This is a genomic window from Bacillus sp. NP247, assembly GCF_018966865.1.
In the GTDB taxonomy this organism is placed as follows: domain Bacteria; phylum Bacillota; class Bacilli; order Bacillales; family Bacillaceae_G; genus Bacillus_A.
On record NZ_CP076653.1, the window covers coordinates 3,392,749 to 3,412,500 of the forward strand.

Below are 19,752 nucleotides of genomic sequence, written 5' to 3' on the forward strand. Positions count from 1 at the left end.
AAACAATATAAACCTATTAATTTATAGATGGCAATAGTTTTTGTGATATTGTTAAAAAATAGACACAAATGCACGCTTTTTAAGGTGAATATCATTTGTAACTTGATAACATTGTAAACTATTTTCCAGATAAAAACTTGATTGTGAGAATTTTAAGATAAATAAAGTTATACCAAGATATCCAATAAATAGAAAAAAACTATCTTATTATAAGAAAGATAGCTGAATATTTTGTATATTTAGTTTATTTCCTGAGTTATATTTTTTTTCTGTTCAAATGTGACAACTTTTTTATATTTCACTTGGTATAAAATGTAACAAATAATCATAAATGGAATCCCACAATAAAGAGCAATTCTCTGATCTGGAATGAAAGCTAAACTAACAAATGTAATGAAATTGAGTGAGAAAGCTACGATTGGAACTATTGGATAAAGTGGTGTACGGTATTTTAAATCATTTATGTCGCCGCCATTTTTCACGAAATTTCTACGGAAGAAAAACTGTGAAGCTGCAATCGACATCCAAACAACAACAGCAGCCATTGCTGCAATAGAAGTTAAAATTAAAAAGACAGTATCTGCTGCAAATATACTTGTTAATAAAGAAAGGCTTGCGAAAATCAAACTGAAAATTAACGCATTTAGTGGTACACCTCTTTTAGTTAACTTCGTAAAAGCTGGACTAGCCATTCCTTGTTTTGCCATCGCCCAAAGCATACGAGAATTTGCGTATAGACCAGAGTTAGCTACGGATAATACAGCTGTAATAATAACAAAGTTCATAATGTCCGCTGCATAAGGGATACCAGCCACATCAAATACAAGTACAAATGGACTTTCAACTAGATTAGCCTCTTGCCACGGGAGTAAACCTACAACAACTGATATCGCTAGGACGAAGAAGAATAGAGTTCGCCAAATGGTATTTTTGATTGCTTTTGGAATTGTTTTTTCAGGATTTTCACTTTCTCCTGAAGCAATTCCGATTAATTCTGTTCCTTGGAATGAGTAATTAACTGTGATCATGGTAAGAAGAACAGCTAATGCACCGTTTGGAAATAGCCCGCCATTTTCAGTGAAATTGTGAAGCATTGGAGCTGGCTTTCCATTAAAATCGAGGAGACCAAACATAACCGCTCCTCCAAGAACGATAAAGATAACAATTGTTGCCACCTTTACGCTAGCGAACCAAAATTCAGCTTCTGCATATGCTTTTGCTGATAAAGCGTTCACAAGAAAGAGTACTACGGCAAAAGTAACACACCAAATCCAAGAAGAAACGTCTGGAAACCATCGTTTCATTAAAATGCTAACAGTCGTTAACTCTACTCCAACTGTAACAGCCCAATTTAACCAATACATCCAACCGACAACAAATCCAAAACCAGGTGAAATAAATTTGCTTGCGTAACTTTGGAAGGAACCCGCTTCTGGCATAGCTACTGACAATTCGCCAAGACATAACATCGTTAAATACATAACGAAACCACCCACTAAAAATGCGAGAATAGCTCCGCCTGGTCCTGCATTATGGACGATTTGTCCAGAACCCATAAATAATCCAGTTCCAATGACTCCACCAAGTGCGATCATGAATAGGTGTCTACTTTTCATTGTTCGTTTTAAATCTGTTTGTTCTACTTGTTGATTCATATGCCCCTCACCCCATATTTTCTTGTATGTGTTAACTTGATTTCATTCTGGGCTTTTAATCATTAGTGGGGGATGAAAAACATACTCGGCTTATTTTGTTGTGAACTGAGTATGTAAAAGATAACTATGACTAAATACCTTAGAATGTTTATTAACCTAGTAAAATAAATTCAATTCTTTAACTAGGTTAATAATTTCGATTTTAGCAAAAAATTCTGGAAAAGTATATTTTTTTCTTTTTATTAAAAATAATCAGAATTTTAAAACGATATCTGTGAATAATAATTCACAGAATCTTTCTAGCAAACTAGTAAGAAGAAAGGTACAATGATAAGAGTTGTGTCTGTAAAATAATAATTAATGGAGTTTTGTTTATAATGAAAAAGCTAAAATATCTTTTTGTTTTTGGAATTATACTAGCTGCCGCGTTTTTTATAGGGAAAGATAAAATTATACAAAAGGCGCAAGTGCTACGCTTAGATTTTTTATCTGAAATGAAAGAAGCGGCTATGATTGAAGATGTTCCATTTATAAAACAATTACCAGAATTACCTCGTGGATGTGAAGTGACGAGTTTAGCTATGTTGCTGCAATATAAAGGTGTACAAGTAGATAAGATGCAACTTGCTAGCGAAATTCATCGTGTTCCATTTGAACAAAATGGTTTGCGTGGAAATCCTTATGAGGGATTCGTTGGAAATATTTATACGAAAGCTGAACGAGGATATGGTGTATACAATAAACCAATCTTTAATTTGGCAGAAAAATATGTTCCTGAAAAAGTAATTAATTTAACAGATAGAGACGTGAAAGATCTATATAAGGTAATTAGTTCTGGCTCTCCAGTATGGGTTATTATTAATACAACGTTTAAGCCGCTAGCTGAAGGTAGTTTTGAAACATGGAATACAAGTTCTGGTGAAGTGAAAATTACATATTTTGAGCATAGTGTAGTAGCGGTTGGATATGATCAAAACTTTGTATATGTAAATGATCCTCTAAAAAACAATCCACGTTTCGCTGTTCCACGAGCAGAATTTGAGCAAGCATGGGAGCAAATGGGGAAACAAGCAATTACTATTTTATAAAGTGAAACTATAATCAGTGGGAGTTTTACTGCCCACAAATAGCGGGATAAAATGAAAAGTCATCTTGAGATGGCTTTTTATTTTTAAGTATTTATTGTAGAAAATTCTGAATATTCTTTTAAAAGTTAACGGTTCACGCTATAATAACATTTAACTTGGTGAAGAAGGGGAGAAGAGAAATGGATGTCGCAAAGGAACTTGTTTTATCAAAGAATCAGTTGATTGAGTGGAGAAGGCATTTTCATAAGTATCCAGAGTTATCTTTTCAAGAGGAAAAAACATCGCAATTTGTATTCGACATACTTCGGAAAATCCCATATTTAGAAGTCTCAAGGCCTACTAAATATAGTGTAATGGCAAGGTTAATTGGTAAGCAGCCTGGTAAAACCATCGCGGTTCGTGCTGATATGGATGCTCTTCCTATTCATGAAGAAAATAAATTTGATTTTATTTCTACATATCCAGGTGTGATGCATGCGTGTGGTCACGATGGTCACATGGCAATATTGCTTGGTGTAGTACATAAGTTGGTAGAGGAAAGAGAGAAAGTTAAAGGAGAGATTCGCTTTTTATTTCAACATGCGGAAGAAAACTTTCCGGGTGGTGCAGAAGAAATGGTCGCAGCGGGAGTGATGGAAGGTGTGGATTACATTATTGGTGCTCATCTTTGGGCGTCATTAGAGGTTGGGAAAATAGGTGTAATTTATGGTCCTGCGATGGCGGCACCGGACGTTTTTAAAATTACGATAGAGGGAAAAGGTGGGCATGCTGGAATTCCGCACGAAACAGTTGATAGTATCGCCATTGGTGCACAAGTTGTTTCGCAAATCCAGCAAATTGTATCTCGCCTCACGAACCCGTTAGATTCTCTCGTAGTATCTGTTACACAATTTCATTCTGGGACAACCCATAATGTTATCCCAGAACAAGCGGAGATTGAGGGGACAGTGAGAAGTTTAAGGCATGAATTAAGAGAGGAAACAAAGGAGAAGCTTGAACGGATTGTCAAACATATTACAGAATCATACGGTGCTAATTATACATTTTCTTATGAGTATGGATATCGACCAGTTGTGAACGATTATGAAGTTACAGAGCTTATTGAACATACGGCATTACAGCTGTATGGAAGAGAAGGAGTTGTTCGTTTACAACCAACGATGGCAGGAGAAGATTTTTCGGCATTTTTACAAAAGGCACCAGGGACGTTCTTTTTTATAGGGGCAGGCAATCAAGAGAAGGGAATTATATATCCGCATCACCATCCTCGTTTTACAATTGACGAAGATGCATTACCAATTGGAATGGAAGTCTTTGTATCATCCATTATGAATTTTATAAGTAAAGGAGAATGAGATGAAGAAAATACACGTGCTAGCACTTATTCCAGTTCTTTGTTTAGTGATTGGACCAGTATTTGCAAATTCGGTCACTCCTTACGTACTTGGGATGCCCTTTCTATTATTTTGGGTATTATTATCAGTGCTCATTACGTCTTTTTGTATGGGGCTTGTGTACGTGTTCGATCCTGCTAATAAGGGGGATGTGAAATGACAGCATTACTTATCATTATTTTATTCTTATTTTTAGCACTATTTTTAGGGATTCGAGCACAACGTGGAAAAGATATGGATTTAGAGCAATGGTCAGTTGGAGGAAGAGGGTTTGGAACTATTTTCGTTTTTCTCCTTATGGCAGGCGAAATTTATACGACATTCACATTTTTAGGAGGAAGTGGCTGGGCGTATAGTAAAGGAGCTCCTACTTTTTATATTTTAGGGTATGGTGCACTAGCTTATATTTTATCGTATTTCTTATTGCCTCCAATTTGGAAATATGCAAAAGAGCATAACCTCGTTTCGCAGTCCGATTTTTTTGCGAAAAAATATAGCAGTAAGACGCTTGGGATAATTGTTCCAATTATTGGTGTAATTTCTATCATCCCATATCTCGTTTTACAGCTAAAGGGATTAGGGATCATCGTTTCGGAAGCATCTTATGGAAGAGTATCACCAGTTATTGCAGTATGGATTGGTGCAATTGTTATAACTATATATGTAATGGTTTCAGGTATACATGGATCGGCTTGGACAGCTGCTTTGAAAGATATTATGATACTATTTATCGTTATGTTTTTAGGTATATATTTACCGTACCATTATTGTGGGGGATTGCAGCCGATGTTCGAAGCTGTAGAAGCAGCGAAACCAGGTTTTTTATCTTTAACTGAAGAAGGAATGAGTATCTCTTGGTTTGTTTCTACTATTATATTAACGGCTCTTGGTTTCTATATGTGGCCCCATACATTCGCTTCGGCTTTCTCTGCAAAAAATGAAAAAGTATTTAGGAAAAACGCGGCGATTATGCCTCTTTATTCTTTAGTGTTGCTTTTCGTATTCTTTGCAGGGTTTGCTGCTATCTTGCAAGTTCCAGGATTAAAGGGAGCGGATGTAGATCTTTCATTATTCCGTCTGGCTCTTCAAACGTTTGATCCATGGTTTATTGGTATTATTGGTAGTGCAGGAGTGTTAACGGCATTAGTTCCAGGTTCCATGCTTGTTATGGCGGCATCTACGTTGTTAGCAAAAAATATTTACCGAACAATGGTGCCATCTGCTTCAGATAGACAAGTTGCAAAAGTAGCTAAGTTATTTGTACCTGTTGTAACGTTTGTTGCAGTATTGTTTACATTTAAAGGGGGAGAAACGATAGGGGCTCTTCTTTTAATGGGATACAGTATAGTTACGCAACTTTTCCCTGCGCTTGTATGTAGTTTGTTTCCTCGTCAAATTATTACGCAACAAGGTGCGATTGCGGGGATGGGAATTGGGTTGTTAATTGTCGCATATATCACCTTATCTGGTTCTACTATAGCGACCATGTTTCCAAATTTTCCCAGTACATAAAAGATTTAAATGTAGGTATAGTCGCATTGTTAATGAATATGATTGTGATGTTTATCGTTAGTGGATTCACGAAAAGTGTATCTATAAAGAAAGACAATATAATAGTAGAAAAGTAATTCGCGTGTTAGAGCTATCTTTGAAAAGAGATAGCTCTTTTTGTATATATTTGCCTTTATTAGCGGACGCTAACTAAAAACTTGTTAAAAAGGAAGTTAGGTGGGGAAATTGTTAGAGCTAAAAGGTAACTTGTTTGAAGTTATGAAGGAAATTAGAGATGAGTTAGGTTCACCTAATGATTTAACAATTAGAGAAGTTGCTCTTGCGGGTAGTTTTACACGTTGTGCGGTTGTTTTTTTATGTGGATTGACAGATAAGGATAATGTTTATAAATATGTAGTTCGTACACTTCAATATGAAGAAATACCAAATGAAGCAGCTGTGGTTCAGACATTATTGGATCGTTTTATTTCTATTGCAGAAGTCGGTATGAAGACGACTTTTCCAGATATTATAAATGCGGTTTTAGCAGGAGATACAGTCATATTAATTGATAATATTCAAACGGCTATTGTTGTTAACAGTAGGGCTTGGGAGAAAAGAAGTCTAGAACCGCCAGTGACAGAAGATTTAATTCGTGGACCGAGGGTTGGGTTAAATGAAGATATTAATGTGAATAAAATGTTAATTCGCCGTGGTTTACGTGATCCGAAGTTGCGGTTTCACTCTTATATTATGGGGAAGCGATCGCAGAAAGAAGTAACCCTAGTATATATAGAGGATATTATTAACCCTTACATCGTAAACGAACTAGATCGGCGTCTTCAATCAATAGTGACAGATATCATTTTTGAGACAGGAACGATTGAGCAATTAATTCAAGATAATAATTTGTCGCCGTTTCCGCAGTTTTTAAATACAGAAAGACCAGATAATATAGTGGCTGCATTGGCGAAAGGGAAAGCGGCCATTTTAGTAGATGGGTCACCATTTGCTCTTATAGCTCCACTAGTATTTGTTGATATTTTTCAATCTGTAGAAGATCATTATGAGCGTTGGATAATTGGAACGTTATTAAGAATGTTACGTATGGGATCAGGTATCGCTGCTGTTTTATTACCTGCCATGTACGTAGCGCTTGTATCGTATCATCAAGGGCTTATTCCATCTAAACTAGCTTATTCCATTGCGGGAGCAAGAGAAGGGGTACCGTTTCCTGCTTATATAGAAACGTTAATGATGGCATTAACGATGGAATTAATACGAGAAGCCGGGATTAGGCTTCCGAAACCGATGGGACAAACAATTGGCATCGTAGGCGGTCTTGTAATTGGAGAAGCGGCAGTAAATGCGGGGATTGTAAATCCGTTTTTAGTAATTATTATTGCGGTTACCGCAATTGCTACATTCTCACTTCCTGTATATAGCATTACGATTACGTTTCGGATTTTACTTTTCGTTTTTGTATTAGCCGCGACTGCTTTTGGATTGTACGGGATTATTTTAGCTCTTATTGCACTTGCGGTCCATATTACAAATTTAAAGAGTGTTGGGGTACCGTATACAACACCTATTGCTCCTGCTTTTTATAAAGATTGGGAAGAAGAATTGGTTCGCCTACCAAAATCAATGCTAAAAGAGAGACCAGAATATTTACAAACGAAAGACTCTACACTACGTCCAAAGGAGCGAGAGTAATTGAAGCCATTTGAATATGGGGATGAAGAAATTGGATCTCGGGAACTTGGTTTTGCGGTATCGTCAACAATTATCGGTATAGGTGCATTATCTATGCCACGAGATATTGCTGCGCAAACTTTATTTTCGGACGGTTGGATTATTTTGCTTTTGGGTGGATTGATATGTGCGGTTTTAGGTTGGTTTGTAACGAGGGTAGCTATTTTGTTCCCAAAACAAAACTTTGTTCAATATACGAGTGAGCACTTGACGAAGCCTGTTTCATACACGATTAGTATCATTTTAGTGTTAACATTCGTTGCTTTGACAGCATATGAGGCCCGGAAAATTTCAATTATTTCACAAACTTATTTATTTAGTGATACACCAATACAATTGTTATCCTTCTTTTTTTTGTTAGTTGTTGTTTATGGGATTGCTGGATCTAGGGCTGCTTTATTAAGGTTAAATGTTTTATTTTTACCAATCGTTTTAATTGCGATCGTGCTTCTTTCTTTATTGAATGTGAACTTAATGGAAATAGATAATTTACTACCTGCTTTTCAAACGGACGTAAGTCAATATGCTGTGGGAGTTAAAAATTCTATTTTTACGTTTATTGGATTTGAGGTAGCGCTATTTTATGCAGTGATGTTAAACGAGACAGCAAAAAAGGCGCCGATGGCAGTTGCAAAAGCTGTGATGGTAAACGTATTGTCTTACATTTTAATTTATTTAACTTGTATTAGTGTTTTTACATATATGACAACCCGGGGATTAACATATCCAACGATTGAATTGGGGAAGGAGATTGAAATTGGTGGGGGGTTTTTAGAAAGATTCGATGCGATCTTTTTTACTACTTGGATTATTACTATTTATAACACCACAGCAATGTATTATGACGTTGCATCTCTATTGTTTTGTGCTATGTTTCCGAAAGTTAAGAAGCATATTTTTATTTTCGTAAGTGCTCCTATGATTTTTATGCTGAATATGATCCCTGGTAATTTAAATACTTTATCAAATTACGGAACGTATTTAGCTTGGATAGATATGGGCTTTGTTGTGTTAGCGCCTTTGTTAGTTTTTATTGTATATAAAATAAAAAGAAGGAATGGTAGAAATGAAACACCTTCTTAAAATTATAATGCTTATGGTTTTAGCTGGATCTATAAGTGGGTGCTCTGAGCTAGAAGAAATAGAAGAAAGAGGATTTGTAGTAGGTGCAGCCTATGATATTGTGAAAAAAAAGAAATCGAATCCAATTATGAAAGGGACGTATCAGATGGTACTTCCCAGTAAGCTAGCACAGCAAGGTGGACAAGGTGGTGGAGATAGCGAAAATTATATTAATGTTAGTGCGAAAGCAGATAGTGTCTTTGAGCAAATACGAATTATCGCTAAAAAAATTAGTCGCTCATTATTCTTTCCGCATATACAAGTGATAATTTTTTCTAAAGATTTATTAGCGAATCCATATGTTTTACAAAATACGCTAGATGTATATATTCGTGATCATGAGATGAGACGAAATATTCGTTTGTTCGTTTCTGAGAAAGATGCAGAAGCTATTTTGAAGCAGAGTGCTAAGCCTGAAAATTTACCGGCGCAGTATATTGATATGTTAGCTGAACATCCTCCGAAAAATGCCCAAATGATTGAGGCTGCAAGAATTGGTGAGGTGCAACAAAAAATGATTGCTAACCGAAGTTTCGTATTACCTATTCTTCAACTAACAAAACAAGGGGTGCAAATGAACGGGGCGGCGTTATTTCGTGGGAAAGATAATAAGTGTGTAGGTAGTTTGAATGGAGAGGAAACATTAGGGATGAATTATGTAATAGGTAAGAAAATTGGAGGGTTCTTTACCATTCGAAAAAAAGACCAGCTTATTACATATGAAATTCATAAGATGCATCGGAAGATTAAAGTATCTACGGAAAATGCTACAAAACCGAAGTTTGATATTTATTTATCTTTGGAAGGGACCTTAGCAGAGTTGCATTTTAGTGATCATAAACAAATTATGAGTGAAAATCGATTGAAGAAAAACATCGCGGAGGAAATGGAGAAGCGTATCCAAAAATCGATTAAGCTTGTTCAAAAAAAATATAAGGTAGATGTATTAACATTAGGGGAAGTATATAAGCGGCATAATTATAAAGAATGGAAGAAGATAGATAAGAATTGGGATCAAGGTGAAAATTATTTTAGTAATGCTGAGGTTACTGTTCATGTTCATCCGACAATTGAGCATTCAGGTTCAGCTTTACCGAAGAGAGTGAAATAAGGTGATCTAAGTTGTTTACTGGACTAGGAATTAGTTGCACGATATTAATGGCAGTTCTTCCGGGAGCTATATACTTCATTCATAAAAAACTGACAACGTATGGAGCGCAGCCATGGAATACTGATGTACAAAAAAAGAAACCTGAATAATTTCAGGTTTCTTTCGCGCAAAGCATATGTGAAGGGGGATACCTTCTATGTATGCTTTGCTTTATACAAGCCCTAACCAATGTACCAATTGTGTAGAGAGGAATGTAACAACAATGGCAATAACAGTAGGGATTGCAAACGATAAAAATGTCCATTTTGCACTTTTTGTTTCTTTATATATGTTAACCAGTGTTGTTCCGCACGGGAAATGAAGGAGTGAGAACAACATTGTGTTTAACGCCGTTAACCAAGTCCAACCGTGTTCTAAGAATAGATTTTTAATTTGATTAAAATCATCTATTTCAGTTAAAGCACCAGTTGATAAGTAAGACATTAATAAAATCGGAATAACAATTTCATTAGCTGGTAGTCCGAGAATAAAAGCCGCTAGAATAAATCCGTCAAGTCCTAACATTTTAGCAAATGGATCTAAGAAGTTCACAAAATGCATAAGTAAGCTCGTGTCACCGACGAAAATATTAGCAAGTAACCAAGTTAATGCAGCTGCAGGGGCAGCCACAACTATAGCTCGTTTTAAAACATAAATTGATTTATCGAGTGTTGCACGTACAATTGTATTCCAAACTTTTGGCTTACGGTACGGTGGTAACTCAAGAGTGTAGTGAGTTGGCACACCTTTTAAAGCTGTTTTTGATAGTACCCAAGAAACAGTTAATGTCATAATAACACCAATTACCACCATTCCAACTACGACACCTGCAGTAACTAATGTTTGCATACTACCTGTATAACCAGCAGCCATAAATAATGAAGCCATTAAAATTAACATAGGCCAGCGACCGTTACAAGGAACGAAGTTGTTTGTTAAGATTGCAAGCATTCGTTCACGTGGTGATTCAATAATACGTGTTGACATAATAGCGGCTGCATTACAACCAAAACCCATTGCCATTGTTAAAGATTGTTTGCCATGTGCACCGGAGCGTTTGAATAAGCGATCCATATTAAAAGCGACACGTGGTAAGTATCCGTAGTTTTCTAATAGTGCGAACATAGGGAAAAAGATTGCCATAGGTGGTAACATAACGCTAATAACAGCACCGATACCACGGAATAAACCAAGTATTAAAATGCCATGTAACCATTCAGGTGCATGCGCTGCTTGGAACCAAGATGTTAAATATCCTTCTGCCCATCCGAAGAATTCAGCAATCATATCAGAGGGTACGTTAGCGCCTGCAATTGTAAGATAAAAAATAATAGATAAAATACCGAGCATAATTGGGAATCCCCAGATGGGAGATGTGAAAATTTTATCTAGTTTTTCAGAACGATACAATTTATCAGTATTTGTATATTGAACAGACTCTTTACATATGCTTGCAGATGTTCGATAAATATCTCCGACAATATCATCTCGTATATCTTCTTTTGAGAGTGTCTGTGCATGTTGAATAATATAGTCTAATGGAAGAGCTTTACTGGCTGAGTGAGATTCCATTCATTACGACCTCCCTTACAAGTGGTTCATTATGGTGTTTTTGGAGTGTAGTTAAGAAATTTTTATCTCCATCTAATATACGTAACGCAATCCAACGTGCTGGATACGTATCACCGAACACTTTATAAATTTGTGGTTCTAATTCCTGAATCATACTTTCGATTTTTTCGCTGTAAGAAATTTTAATTGGTGTTGGAATTAGTTTTTTATTTGCTACTTTAGCGATCACATTTAGCAAATGTCCAATGCCTACTCGATTACGTGCAGAGATCTTAACTACAGGTACACCGAGTGATTTTGCTAATTTCTTTTCGTCAATAATGATTCCTTTTTTCTCCGCTTCATCAATTAAGTTAATACAAATGACCACATCGTTTGTCATTTCCATCACTTGGAGTGCTAAATTTAAATTTCTTTCCATTGCCGTTGCATCTATAACAACTACAGTTACTTCTGGTTTTTCAAATATAATATAATCCCTCGCTACTTCTTCGTCCGCGGAATTTGAATATAGTGAGTAAGTTCCAGGTAAATCAATTAATGTATATATATTTCCGCTATGCTTATATTCCCCTTCAGCTTTTAAAACAGTTTTTCCCGTCCAGTTTCCAGTATGTTGTTTTAAGCCTGTTAAAGTATTAAATAATGTACTTTTCCCGGTATTCGGGTTGCCAGCTAAAGCAATACGATGTTTGCTCATCTGAAATCATCTCCTATTAATACCCCGAAAATAAGGGAACTTTCTTCCTTACGTAGTGCAATAGTTGTGTTGCTTACTTGATAAGCGACCGGATCTCCAAGTGGACTGCGTTGTAATACTTTAATCGTTGCCCCAGGGATAAATCCTAAGTCTAATAAACGTCGTTTCATAGTTCCTTCTAATTGTATCTTCTCAATTTGTACAAACTCTCCTGTTTTAAATTCAGAAAGTGGTTTTGTATTAGCCGATACCATAAAAGTTACCTCATCTCTATATTGTTAGTTTAAGTTTAAAAAGTTTCCTAAGGTAAACTTTTTGTTAGTAATATAGTAGACCACATTGGATGATGCTGTCAATTAGTACTTTAAAAATATTCAATTATTTTTAGAATTGTTCCAATTTATTTAGTTGTACCAAAAAATATTACTGAAATTCTTCTTAATGTAAATAAAGTAAGAGTGTAAAAACTTAAAAATATAGGGGAATTGTAAATGTAGTTTTAACTAAAAGGTGAAAAGGAAGAAAAATATTTACATTGAGTTTACATTGTTAAGAATAAATTTACATTACAGCTCGTTTAGTGTGGATTTTGTTGGGTTCTTTAACTATAAATGTTGGGATTCCTAGCTTTTAAGGATTATTATCGCCATTTACTTAAAATTAAAAATTGCTTAACACTCACATAATATTGTTGTCCTACAATGAGTTTGTGTTCGAAAAAAGTAGACGAATGTGAAAAGTGATAATCCAAATGGGGGTACAAGACATGGTTATGAAAAAGGGTATTAAATTTTCTTTAGCAGCTTTAGTGGTAGCAGGAGCATTAGTTGGATGTGGGAAAGCAGAAGATACAGCTAGTAAAGATAATGCTAAAGGAAGCGATAATGCAAAACAAGAATTGTCAGGTACGATTGCAGCTGCAGGTTCTACAGCGCTTCAACCTCTTGCAGAGGAAGCTGGAAAGAAATTCATGGAGAAAAATTCAAAAGTTTCTATTCAAGTTCAAGGTGGCGGTAGTGGAACAGGGATTAACCAAGTAGCTTCAGGTGCGGTACAAATTGGTAACTCAGATGTTCCAGCTGGAGATAAAATAAAAGATGCTGAAAAAGCAAAAGAATTAGTAGATAACAAAGTTGCGGGTATCGCATTCGCACTTGTCGTAAATAAAGATGTAAAAGTTGATAACTTAACAGTAAAACAAGTGCAAGATATCTTCACTGGAAAAGTAACGAACTGGAAAGAAGTAGGCGGAAAAGATGAAAAAATCAATGTAATTAACCGACCAGCTTCATCTGGTACACGTGCTACTTTTGAAAAGACAGTGATGAAAGACGCGAAAATTAATGATGGAACTGGTACGACACAAGATTCTAATGGTGCTGTAGAGCAAGCAATTAACTCTACTCCAGGTTCAGTTAGTTACTTAGCAATGTCTTACATGGTTGGTGAGAAAAAAGGTGCGTTACAAACGGTTAAAATTGATGGATCTGAACCGAAAGTTGAAAATATCTCTGCTGGTAAATATCCATTCTGGTCTTACGAGTACATGGTAACTAAAGGTGAGGCAAAAGAAGCCACAAAAGCTTACATTGACTATGTAAAAGGTAAAGATTTCGAAAAGCAAGTAGAAGATATGGGTTACATCCCAATGTCTAAATTAAATAAGTAATAAAATTTTATGGGGCTGGCTGCAATGCCAGTCCTGTTCATTTCAATCTATGAAGTGGGGTCTGTCCTGTGATGAAGGGGAAAAAACAAATTAATTACGTAAAGAGTGAATATATAGGTAGATCACTTGTTACGTTTTGCGGTATCTTGATTGTTTTTATTACATTAGCTATTATTGCGTTTATTTGCGGCAAAGGAATTCAATCTTTCACGCAAAGTGGTATCTCATTTTCTGAGGTGTTAACTTCGACAAAATGGAATCCAAATGCTGATCAAGGTACGTATGGTGCTGTAATCTTTATTGTTGGTTCGACGCTTGTGTCGTTAGGTGCTGTTGTCATTAGTGCACCAATTGCTATAGCTCTTGCTATATTCATGAATTTAATTTCGCCGAAGTTTGGGAATAAAGTATTAAAGCCTGTTTTAGAATTATTAGTCGGTATTCCATCAGTTGTATATGGATTATTAGGGGTTACGATCCTGGTTCCTCTATTACGTGATTCTTTCGGTGGAGTGGGCTTTAGTTTAATTGCGGGTATTATTGTCCTGAGTATTATGATTTTACCTACTATTGCTAGTATTGCCTCTGATGCAATACGCTCTGTTCCGTTTGATTACTTGGAAGCTTCTTACGGTCTAGGATCGACGAAATGGCAAGCGATTAGCCGAGTTATTGTTCCTGCTGCAAAACAAGGGATTTTAACAGGTATAGTTTTAGGGTTAGCGCGTGCTTTTGGTGAAGCGTTAGCGGTTCAAATGGTAATCGGGAACACGATTAAATTACCGGAAGGAATATATAGTCCAACAGCAACGTTAACTGGTATTCTGACGATGGATATGACGAATACATTGAACGGAACGGCTTGGAACAATGCGCTATGGACGTTAGCGATGATTTTACTTGTTATTTCATTCCTGTTTATTTTAGTAATTCGAGCGATTGGTCAAAGAGGTGAGCGATAATAATGAATGCAAGAACGGTAAATAAAGCTTGGACAGGTATCTTTTATGCGGTTGCAGCTTTAGTTGTAGCTTTGCTGGCTTTTTTAATGTATGAAATTCTGCAAAAGGGATGGGGATTTTGGGATCCTAGTTTCTTATTCGGAGAACCAAGCAATACAAGAGCTGGTGGTGGAATTGGTCCGCAGTTATTCAATTCCTTTTACATGCTTGTTATAACGCTTGTTATATCTATTCCTCTTGGATTAGGTGCTGGAATATATTTAGCTGAGTATGCAAAACAAGGGCGTTTTTTAAGTTTTGTTCGTTTATGCATTGAGACAATGGCATCCTTACCTTCTATTGTTGTTGGTTTATTCGGTTTGTTAGTGTTCGTTACAATGACAGGCTGGGGATACACAGTAATGGGTGGTGCTCTTGCTTTAACTATTTTAAACTTACCAGGTTTAACACGTGTGTGTGAAAATGCGATTTCTGAAGTTCCTCATAATGTAAAAGAGGCGAGTCTTGGATTAGGTGCGACAAAGTGGCAAACAATCGCGCGTATTATTATCCCGTCGTCATTGCCACAAATTATTACAGGTGTTATTTTAGCGGCTGGCCGTATATTTGGTGAAGCGGCGGCATTAATTTACACAGCGGGTTTAACATCACCTATTTTAAATTCAGCAGCGGACTTCTCGAGCCCTGCGCATCCTTTAAATCCATTTAGACCAGCTGAAACGTTAGCTGTTCACATTTGGAAATTAAACTCGGAAGGGATTATCCCAGATGCGAAGTTAATTGCAACGAAATCTGCAGCTGTATTAATTATTATGGTATTACTATTCAATGTCATTTCACGCTTGGTAGCATCTGTATTGCATAAGCGCTTTACAGGAACGAAAAGAAAAAGTAAAACGACGAAGAAGGTAAAAGTGGCATAAGTTGAAGGTAAGAACTCTCTGTTTATAAACAGGGAGTTTTTTTACGGTCATTTTGTTGTTGGCAGGAAAAGAAGAAGAGTGACCAAATAGGTAACTTGATATATAGAAATTCGAATGAAAATAGGGAGGGGTTTAGAAGTGTTTTTTCTGCAAATGTCGGGGTTTCCTGGATCTGGGGAATCGACACTTTCTAAGTATATCGCTAAATTAACAGGTGCTGTTATTGTAGATCATGCCGTCATGAAATCAGCTTTATTAAAATCATTAAAGGAAAAAGGTGTCGAACCAACAGTGGTTGGGGGAATCTCTTATGATATTGAGTGGGAACTGATCGGTTTTTTGTTGGGGCAAAAGCGCAGTGTGATATTAGATAGTCCGTGTCTTTACGAAGGGATGGTTAAAAAAGGAATAGATTTATGTCGGAAACATGGTGCTACATATAAATATATTGAATGTTATCTTAATAATATAGAAGAAATTAATCGTAGGTTACAAACGCGTGAACGTAAGATAAGTCAAATTACAAAAGTAGAATCAGAAGTAGCATTTCAAAAATGTCTGGCTGGCAGTAAAAGGCCTTTACATGGTGAATATCTTATTGTGGATTCTGGAGAGCCGCTAGAGAAGTATGGTAAAAAAGTGATGGATTATATTTATCCTGCTATTTGTGGGCAGTAAAACTCCCACCTCAAAATTCAGCTGGAGCAAAAAAGTTAGATGGGAGCTAAACTGCCCGTAAACGCCCAATTGGTGCGGGCTAATAATCAGTGGGGGATGGAGGACAAAGCCCTCACTGATTAAAGTTTCACTTTATGGATAGGTAGAGGGATACAAAAGGCGTTATCTTCAATTATGAAGATAACGCCTTTTGGTTTAAATATCAGGTGTTTCTGTTGACGTATTTATTTTTCTGCGGGAGCGTCTTTTTCTCCCGATTTTATCTAATAGTTCATACATAACGGGAACGACTACTAATGTAAGAACGGTTGAGACTGCCAAACCACCGATTACAACGACGGCCAGACTTTTGGATACCATACTTCCTGCTTGAGATTGACCGAATAGGAGCGGTAGCATAGCGACGATTGTTGTTATAGCTGTCATAATAATTGGGCGTAATCTAGTAGATCCTGCTTCTAGTAAGGCTTCTCTTGTTTCCATACCGTTTTCCTGATTTTGTTGCACTCTTTCTATTAATACAATAGCATTTGTAACGACAATCCCGATTAACATTAATGCGCCGATTAATGAATTTACGTCAACAGGTGTTCTTGAAATGATTAATCCTAAAATACCGCCGACAGCAGCTAATGGTAAAGAGAATAAAATCGCGAAAGGAGCACGTGCTTGCCCGAATGTGATAACCATAATTAAATATACAATCCCGATTGCAATCCCCATAATTTTAAATAAATCAGTGAAGTTCTCTTGCATAGATTCAGTAGCACCTGCGATATTTACTTTTGCCCCGTTAGGTAAATCTAAGTCAGCTATCGCTTTGTTTACTTCAGCGCTTACTTTACTTAAATCTTCACTTGAAGCTTCTGCAGTAATTTGAATCGTTTCTTTCCCATCTTTATGGAAGATTTCCGTTTGAAGTTGTTTTTCTGAAATAGTTGCAATGTCTTTTAAAGGAATTGGTCCGTTAATAGGTGATAGTATGTTTGTATTTAAAATATCTTCTTGTTTGTTAATGGATGCCTTTTTATGTTCTATCATAATAGTTGTTTTTTCATTATTGATTGAGATTTCCCCAATAGGAGATTTCTTCATAAGGAATGATACTTGTTGTGCTGCTACTTCTGGTGTTAAACCTAGTTGCTCAGCCTTTGTTTGATCGATATGAATTTGCCATTCTTTTTTAGATTCTTCTATATTTGTTTTTACTTTGGAAAGAGAATCCATGCTTTTTAGTTTTGTTTCGACGATGTTAGCGGCCTTTTGTAAATTTGTTTCGTTAGTAGCTGTTACATTAAATTGTAAGTTGTTTCCGCCTCCGGATTCAGAGTAACTCGTTTTTATATAATCAAGTTCAGCTGGTTCGAAAGCTGTATGATCCTTTTTTAATTCTTTAATATATTGGTCGATGTCAGAACCTTTTTTAAAGACTACAAATATAGTTGCAAGGTTGTTTTGAGTTGTCTGTCCCCATTGTGCATCTTCTGCGCTAGATCCCATTCGCAAAATAACATCTGTTACATCAGAATTAGAGAGTAGTTTCTTTTCGAAATCAAAGGCTTTTTGTTTTTTAGCTTCAGAATCATAACCAGCTGGAAATGTCATGTTAACGGAAAGCATTGTATCATCCTCAGACTTTATGTTCGCTTTCGGAAGTAGTATGTAGGCTGCGATTGATCCTGCAAATAATAAAAAAGAAGTGAGTAGAATGATAAACTTATGAGAAAGAGCCCACTTTAATGTAGCGACATATCGCGGTGAAGAATGTGAATTGCGACGTTTTGTTTTTTTGAGCAGTAAAAAAGCCATAAGTGGAACGACTGTTAATGCCACAATTAAGGAAGAAAGTATAGAATATACAACTGCTAACACCATAGGTAACATTAGTTTTCCGATTACTCCCGATACGAGACCGATAGGTAAAAAAACGGCGACTGTTGTTAAAGTAGAAGAGGTAATTGCGACGGCGACCTCTTTTGTTGCATCGAGAATAATATCTTTAGAGAAAGATTCTTTTTGTAAACGACGGAAAATATTCTCGATGACAACGATACTATCATCGACGAGACGTCCAACTGCAACGGCTAAGCCACCTAGAGTTAAAATGTTAAGTGTGATGTTAGATTGGTGGAGTAAAAATAGTGTTAATAGGATAGATAATGGGATACTGACGACAGCGATGAGCGTTGTTCGAAAGCTACGTAAAAAGATTAAGATAATGAGAGTTGCAGCAATTGCCCCAAGGATTACTTCTTTGCCCATACTAGTAACAGCATTTTCAACTTGCTCATGAGTTGAAGCTAAAAGTTTAATAGAATACTGATCTTTATATTGCTTACTTATATCTTTAATCTTTTTATCAATCTCTTTTCCAATTGCAACCGCGTTTTTACTCGGCTCTTTCATGATGACTAATCCTGTTCCTTCTTCTCCGTTTATGTGCGAGATTGTATCATGATGTTGTTTTAGTTCAATTTGAGCGACATCTTGCAACTTTACTTGAGGTGTAACGGTAATATTTTTAATGTCATTTACATTTTTTATATCTCCGATGACACGAAGATTGTATTCTTCCTTATTAACGGTAATTGCTCCGGCTGGGGTGGACGTTTCTTTTCCTTGTAAAACTGTTAATACTTGCTGTGATGTTACGTTTTTATCTTTTAGTTGGTTAGGATCAAGTACGATGGATAATTCGGAAGTTGATTTTCCGAAAAACATAACATTGGCAACACCATCAATGCTTTCGAGTTGTGGTACGATTTCTTTCTCGATTTGTTTTTCGTCAGCTTTTGAAAATCCGTTTTGCTTCTGGATGGTGATTTGAGCGAGTGGAATCATAGAAGTATTTAATTGACTAACTACAGGCTTAGTTACATCTTTAGGTAACTTAATTGTATTAATTGCTTTCTCGACTTCGCGTGCCGCGTCTTTCATATTTGCCTTGGATGTATATGCGATGTCGATGCGTGATAACCCTTCATGTGTAGAAGAAGTGATGCCATCGATATGTTCTAAATTACGAAATTGTTTTTCGAGAGGGTCAGTCACGTCCTTGGTCATCGTTTCAGCATCGAGCCCTTGAGACAATGTCGTAACAGTTATTGCGGGGTTATCGATGCTTGGTAAAAATTCCATAGGTAATTTAGAGCCGGAATAAACGCCGAGTATGGAAATAAGAAAAACCATGATGATAATAGCGGCTCGGTTTTTTAATGAAAACTTTGTTAACCTATCCATAAGATAATTCCTCCATTAGTTTATTTATAGTTTTGTGGGCACTTTCTTACTATATAACAAAAAATGGATATTTTTCATTAATTAAATGTAAAAAAATTCTAACAATTATCTTAAGTTAATATTTTGAAGGGAAGTTCGTTATTTATGCAAGTGAAATTCCTGATTGTTGAAGAGAAGCATTAATTAAAGTTTTGCTCTAGTATAGTGGACTCGTTTTTTGTTACTCTACATTTAAATGGTTATTTGTCCTTCTTAAGTAGAGTTATGGTTATTGTGAAATTTAAAAGGAAGAGGGCTAAAGATTAGGAATTTATGTGGAATACTGTCTGGTTGATGATAGTGTATAGTAAGTT

General features: G+C 36.2%; 16 protein-coding genes and 1 pseudogene. 12 read left to right on the forward strand and 5 right to left on the reverse strand.

Going from position 1 to position 19,752, the window contains the following annotated elements; translation table 11 throughout:
- Positions 1-239 precede the first annotated feature (239 nt).
- Complete coding sequence (locus tag KPL75_RS17660; RefSeq protein WP_219917172.1) at positions 240-1,655, reverse strand: amino acid permease; 1,416 nt, start codon at positions 1,653-1,655, stop codon at positions 240-242.
- A 377-nt stretch (positions 1,656-2,032) separates the two neighbouring features.
- Between KPL75_RS17660 and KPL75_RS17665 the strand changes: the two genes are divergently transcribed.
- From KPL75_RS17665 to KPL75_RS17700, 8 genes and pseudogenes are all read left to right on the forward strand, one after another.
- Positions 2,033-2,743 (forward strand): C39 family peptidase, encoded by a 711-nt coding sequence (locus KPL75_RS17665; RefSeq protein WP_219917173.1) that lies wholly within the window; start codon positions 2,033-2,035, stop codon positions 2,741-2,743.
- 179 nt (positions 2,744-2,922) lie between these two features.
- Positions 2,923-4,098 carry an amidohydrolase gene (locus KPL75_RS17670; protein WP_219917174.1) on the forward strand — a complete coding sequence of 392 codons (1,176 nt, stop codon included), beginning with the start codon at positions 2,923-2,925 and terminating at the stop codon, positions 4,096-4,098.
- A 1-nt stretch (position 4,099) separates the two neighbouring features.
- Positions 4,100-4,297, forward strand: coding sequence for a DUF3311 domain-containing protein (locus tag KPL75_RS17675; protein WP_219917175.1), 198 nt, complete (start codon positions 4,100-4,102; stop codon positions 4,295-4,297).
- Positions 4,294-5,765 (forward strand): annotated as a pseudogene (locus KPL75_RS17680) (sodium:solute symporter). Before KPL75_RS17675 ends, KPL75_RS17680 begins: the two are co-directional and overlap by 4 nt.
- 100 nt (positions 5,766-5,865) lie before the next feature.
- Positions 5,866-7,344 carry a spore germination protein GerLA gene (gene gerLA, locus KPL75_RS17685; RefSeq protein ID WP_219917176.1) on the forward strand — a complete coding sequence of 493 codons (1,479 nt, stop codon included), beginning with the start codon at positions 5,866-5,868 and terminating at the stop codon, positions 7,342-7,344.
- A complete protein-coding gene (locus tag KPL75_RS17690) occupies positions 7,345-8,466 on the forward strand; it encodes an endospore germination permease (RefSeq protein ID WP_219917177.1) in 1,122 nt (373 codons plus the stop codon). It abuts the gene before it with no gap.
- Entirely contained in the window at positions 8,450-9,616 is a 1,167-nt protein-coding gene (locus KPL75_RS17695; protein ID WP_219917178.1) for a Ger(x)C family spore germination protein, read from the forward strand. The genes KPL75_RS17690 and KPL75_RS17695 overlap by 17 nt, the downstream gene beginning before the upstream one ends.
- An 11-nt stretch (positions 9,617-9,627) precedes the next feature.
- Positions 9,628-9,765 (forward strand): hypothetical protein, encoded by a 138-nt coding sequence (locus tag KPL75_RS17700; RefSeq protein WP_000493991.1) that lies wholly within the window; start codon positions 9,628-9,630, stop codon positions 9,763-9,765.
- A 61-nt stretch (positions 9,766-9,826) separates the two neighbouring features.
- On the opposite strand, the gene KPL75_RS17705 is transcribed toward KPL75_RS17700, so the two are convergent.
- From KPL75_RS17705 to KPL75_RS17715, 3 genes are read right to left on the reverse strand one after another with little or no spacing between them, the layout of a single operon-like run.
- Positions 9,827-11,227 carry a nucleoside recognition domain-containing protein gene (locus tag KPL75_RS17705; protein WP_219917179.1) on the reverse strand — a complete coding sequence of 467 codons (1,401 nt, stop codon included), beginning with the start codon at positions 11,225-11,227 and terminating at the stop codon, positions 9,827-9,829.
- Positions 11,205-11,927 (reverse strand): FeoB small GTPase domain-containing protein, encoded by a 723-nt coding sequence (locus tag KPL75_RS17710; RefSeq protein ID WP_219917180.1) that lies wholly within the window; start codon positions 11,925-11,927, stop codon positions 11,205-11,207. The genes KPL75_RS17705 and KPL75_RS17710 overlap by 23 nt, the downstream gene beginning before the upstream one ends.
- Positions 11,924-12,181: a FeoA family protein gene (locus tag KPL75_RS17715; protein WP_000252989.1), complete on the reverse strand. Its 258-nt coding sequence runs from the start codon at positions 12,179-12,181 to the stop codon at positions 11,924-11,926. The genes KPL75_RS17710 and KPL75_RS17715 overlap by 4 nt, the downstream gene beginning before the upstream one ends.
- 512 nt (positions 12,182-12,693) lie before the next feature.
- On the opposite strand from KPL75_RS17715, the gene KPL75_RS17720 reads away from it, so the two are divergent.
- The 4 genes from KPL75_RS17720 (at position 12,694) to KPL75_RS17735 (ending at position 16,159) form a co-directional block, all read left to right on the forward strand.
- Positions 12,694-13,596 carry a phosphate ABC transporter substrate-binding protein PstS family protein gene (locus KPL75_RS17720; RefSeq protein ID WP_219917181.1) on the forward strand — a complete coding sequence of 301 codons (903 nt, stop codon included), beginning with the start codon at positions 12,694-12,696 and terminating at the stop codon, positions 13,594-13,596.
- 71 nt (positions 13,597-13,667) lie between these two features.
- On the forward strand, positions 13,668-14,558 hold the full coding sequence (pstC, locus tag KPL75_RS17725) for a phosphate ABC transporter permease subunit PstC (protein ID WP_219917182.1): 891 nt from the start codon (positions 13,668-13,670) through the stop codon (positions 14,556-14,558).
- Between the two features lie 2 nt (positions 14,559-14,560).
- Positions 14,561-15,481 carry a phosphate ABC transporter permease PstA gene (gene pstA / locus KPL75_RS17730; protein ID WP_219917183.1) on the forward strand — a complete coding sequence of 307 codons (921 nt, stop codon included), beginning with the start codon at positions 14,561-14,563 and terminating at the stop codon, positions 15,479-15,481.
- A gap of 138 nt (positions 15,482-15,619) precedes the next feature.
- On the forward strand, positions 15,620-16,159 hold the full coding sequence (locus tag KPL75_RS17735; protein WP_219917184.1) for a P-loop nucleotide/nucleoside kinase family protein: 540 nt from the start codon (positions 15,620-15,622) through the stop codon (positions 16,157-16,159).
- A gap of 195 nt (positions 16,160-16,354) precedes the next feature.
- Here KPL75_RS17735 and KPL75_RS17740 read toward each other — a convergent pair whose 3' ends face one another.
- Positions 16,355-19,399 (reverse strand): efflux RND transporter permease subunit, encoded by a 3,045-nt coding sequence (locus KPL75_RS17740; RefSeq protein WP_219917185.1) that lies wholly within the window; start codon positions 19,397-19,399, stop codon positions 16,355-16,357.
- Positions 19,400-19,752 lie beyond the last annotated feature (353 nt).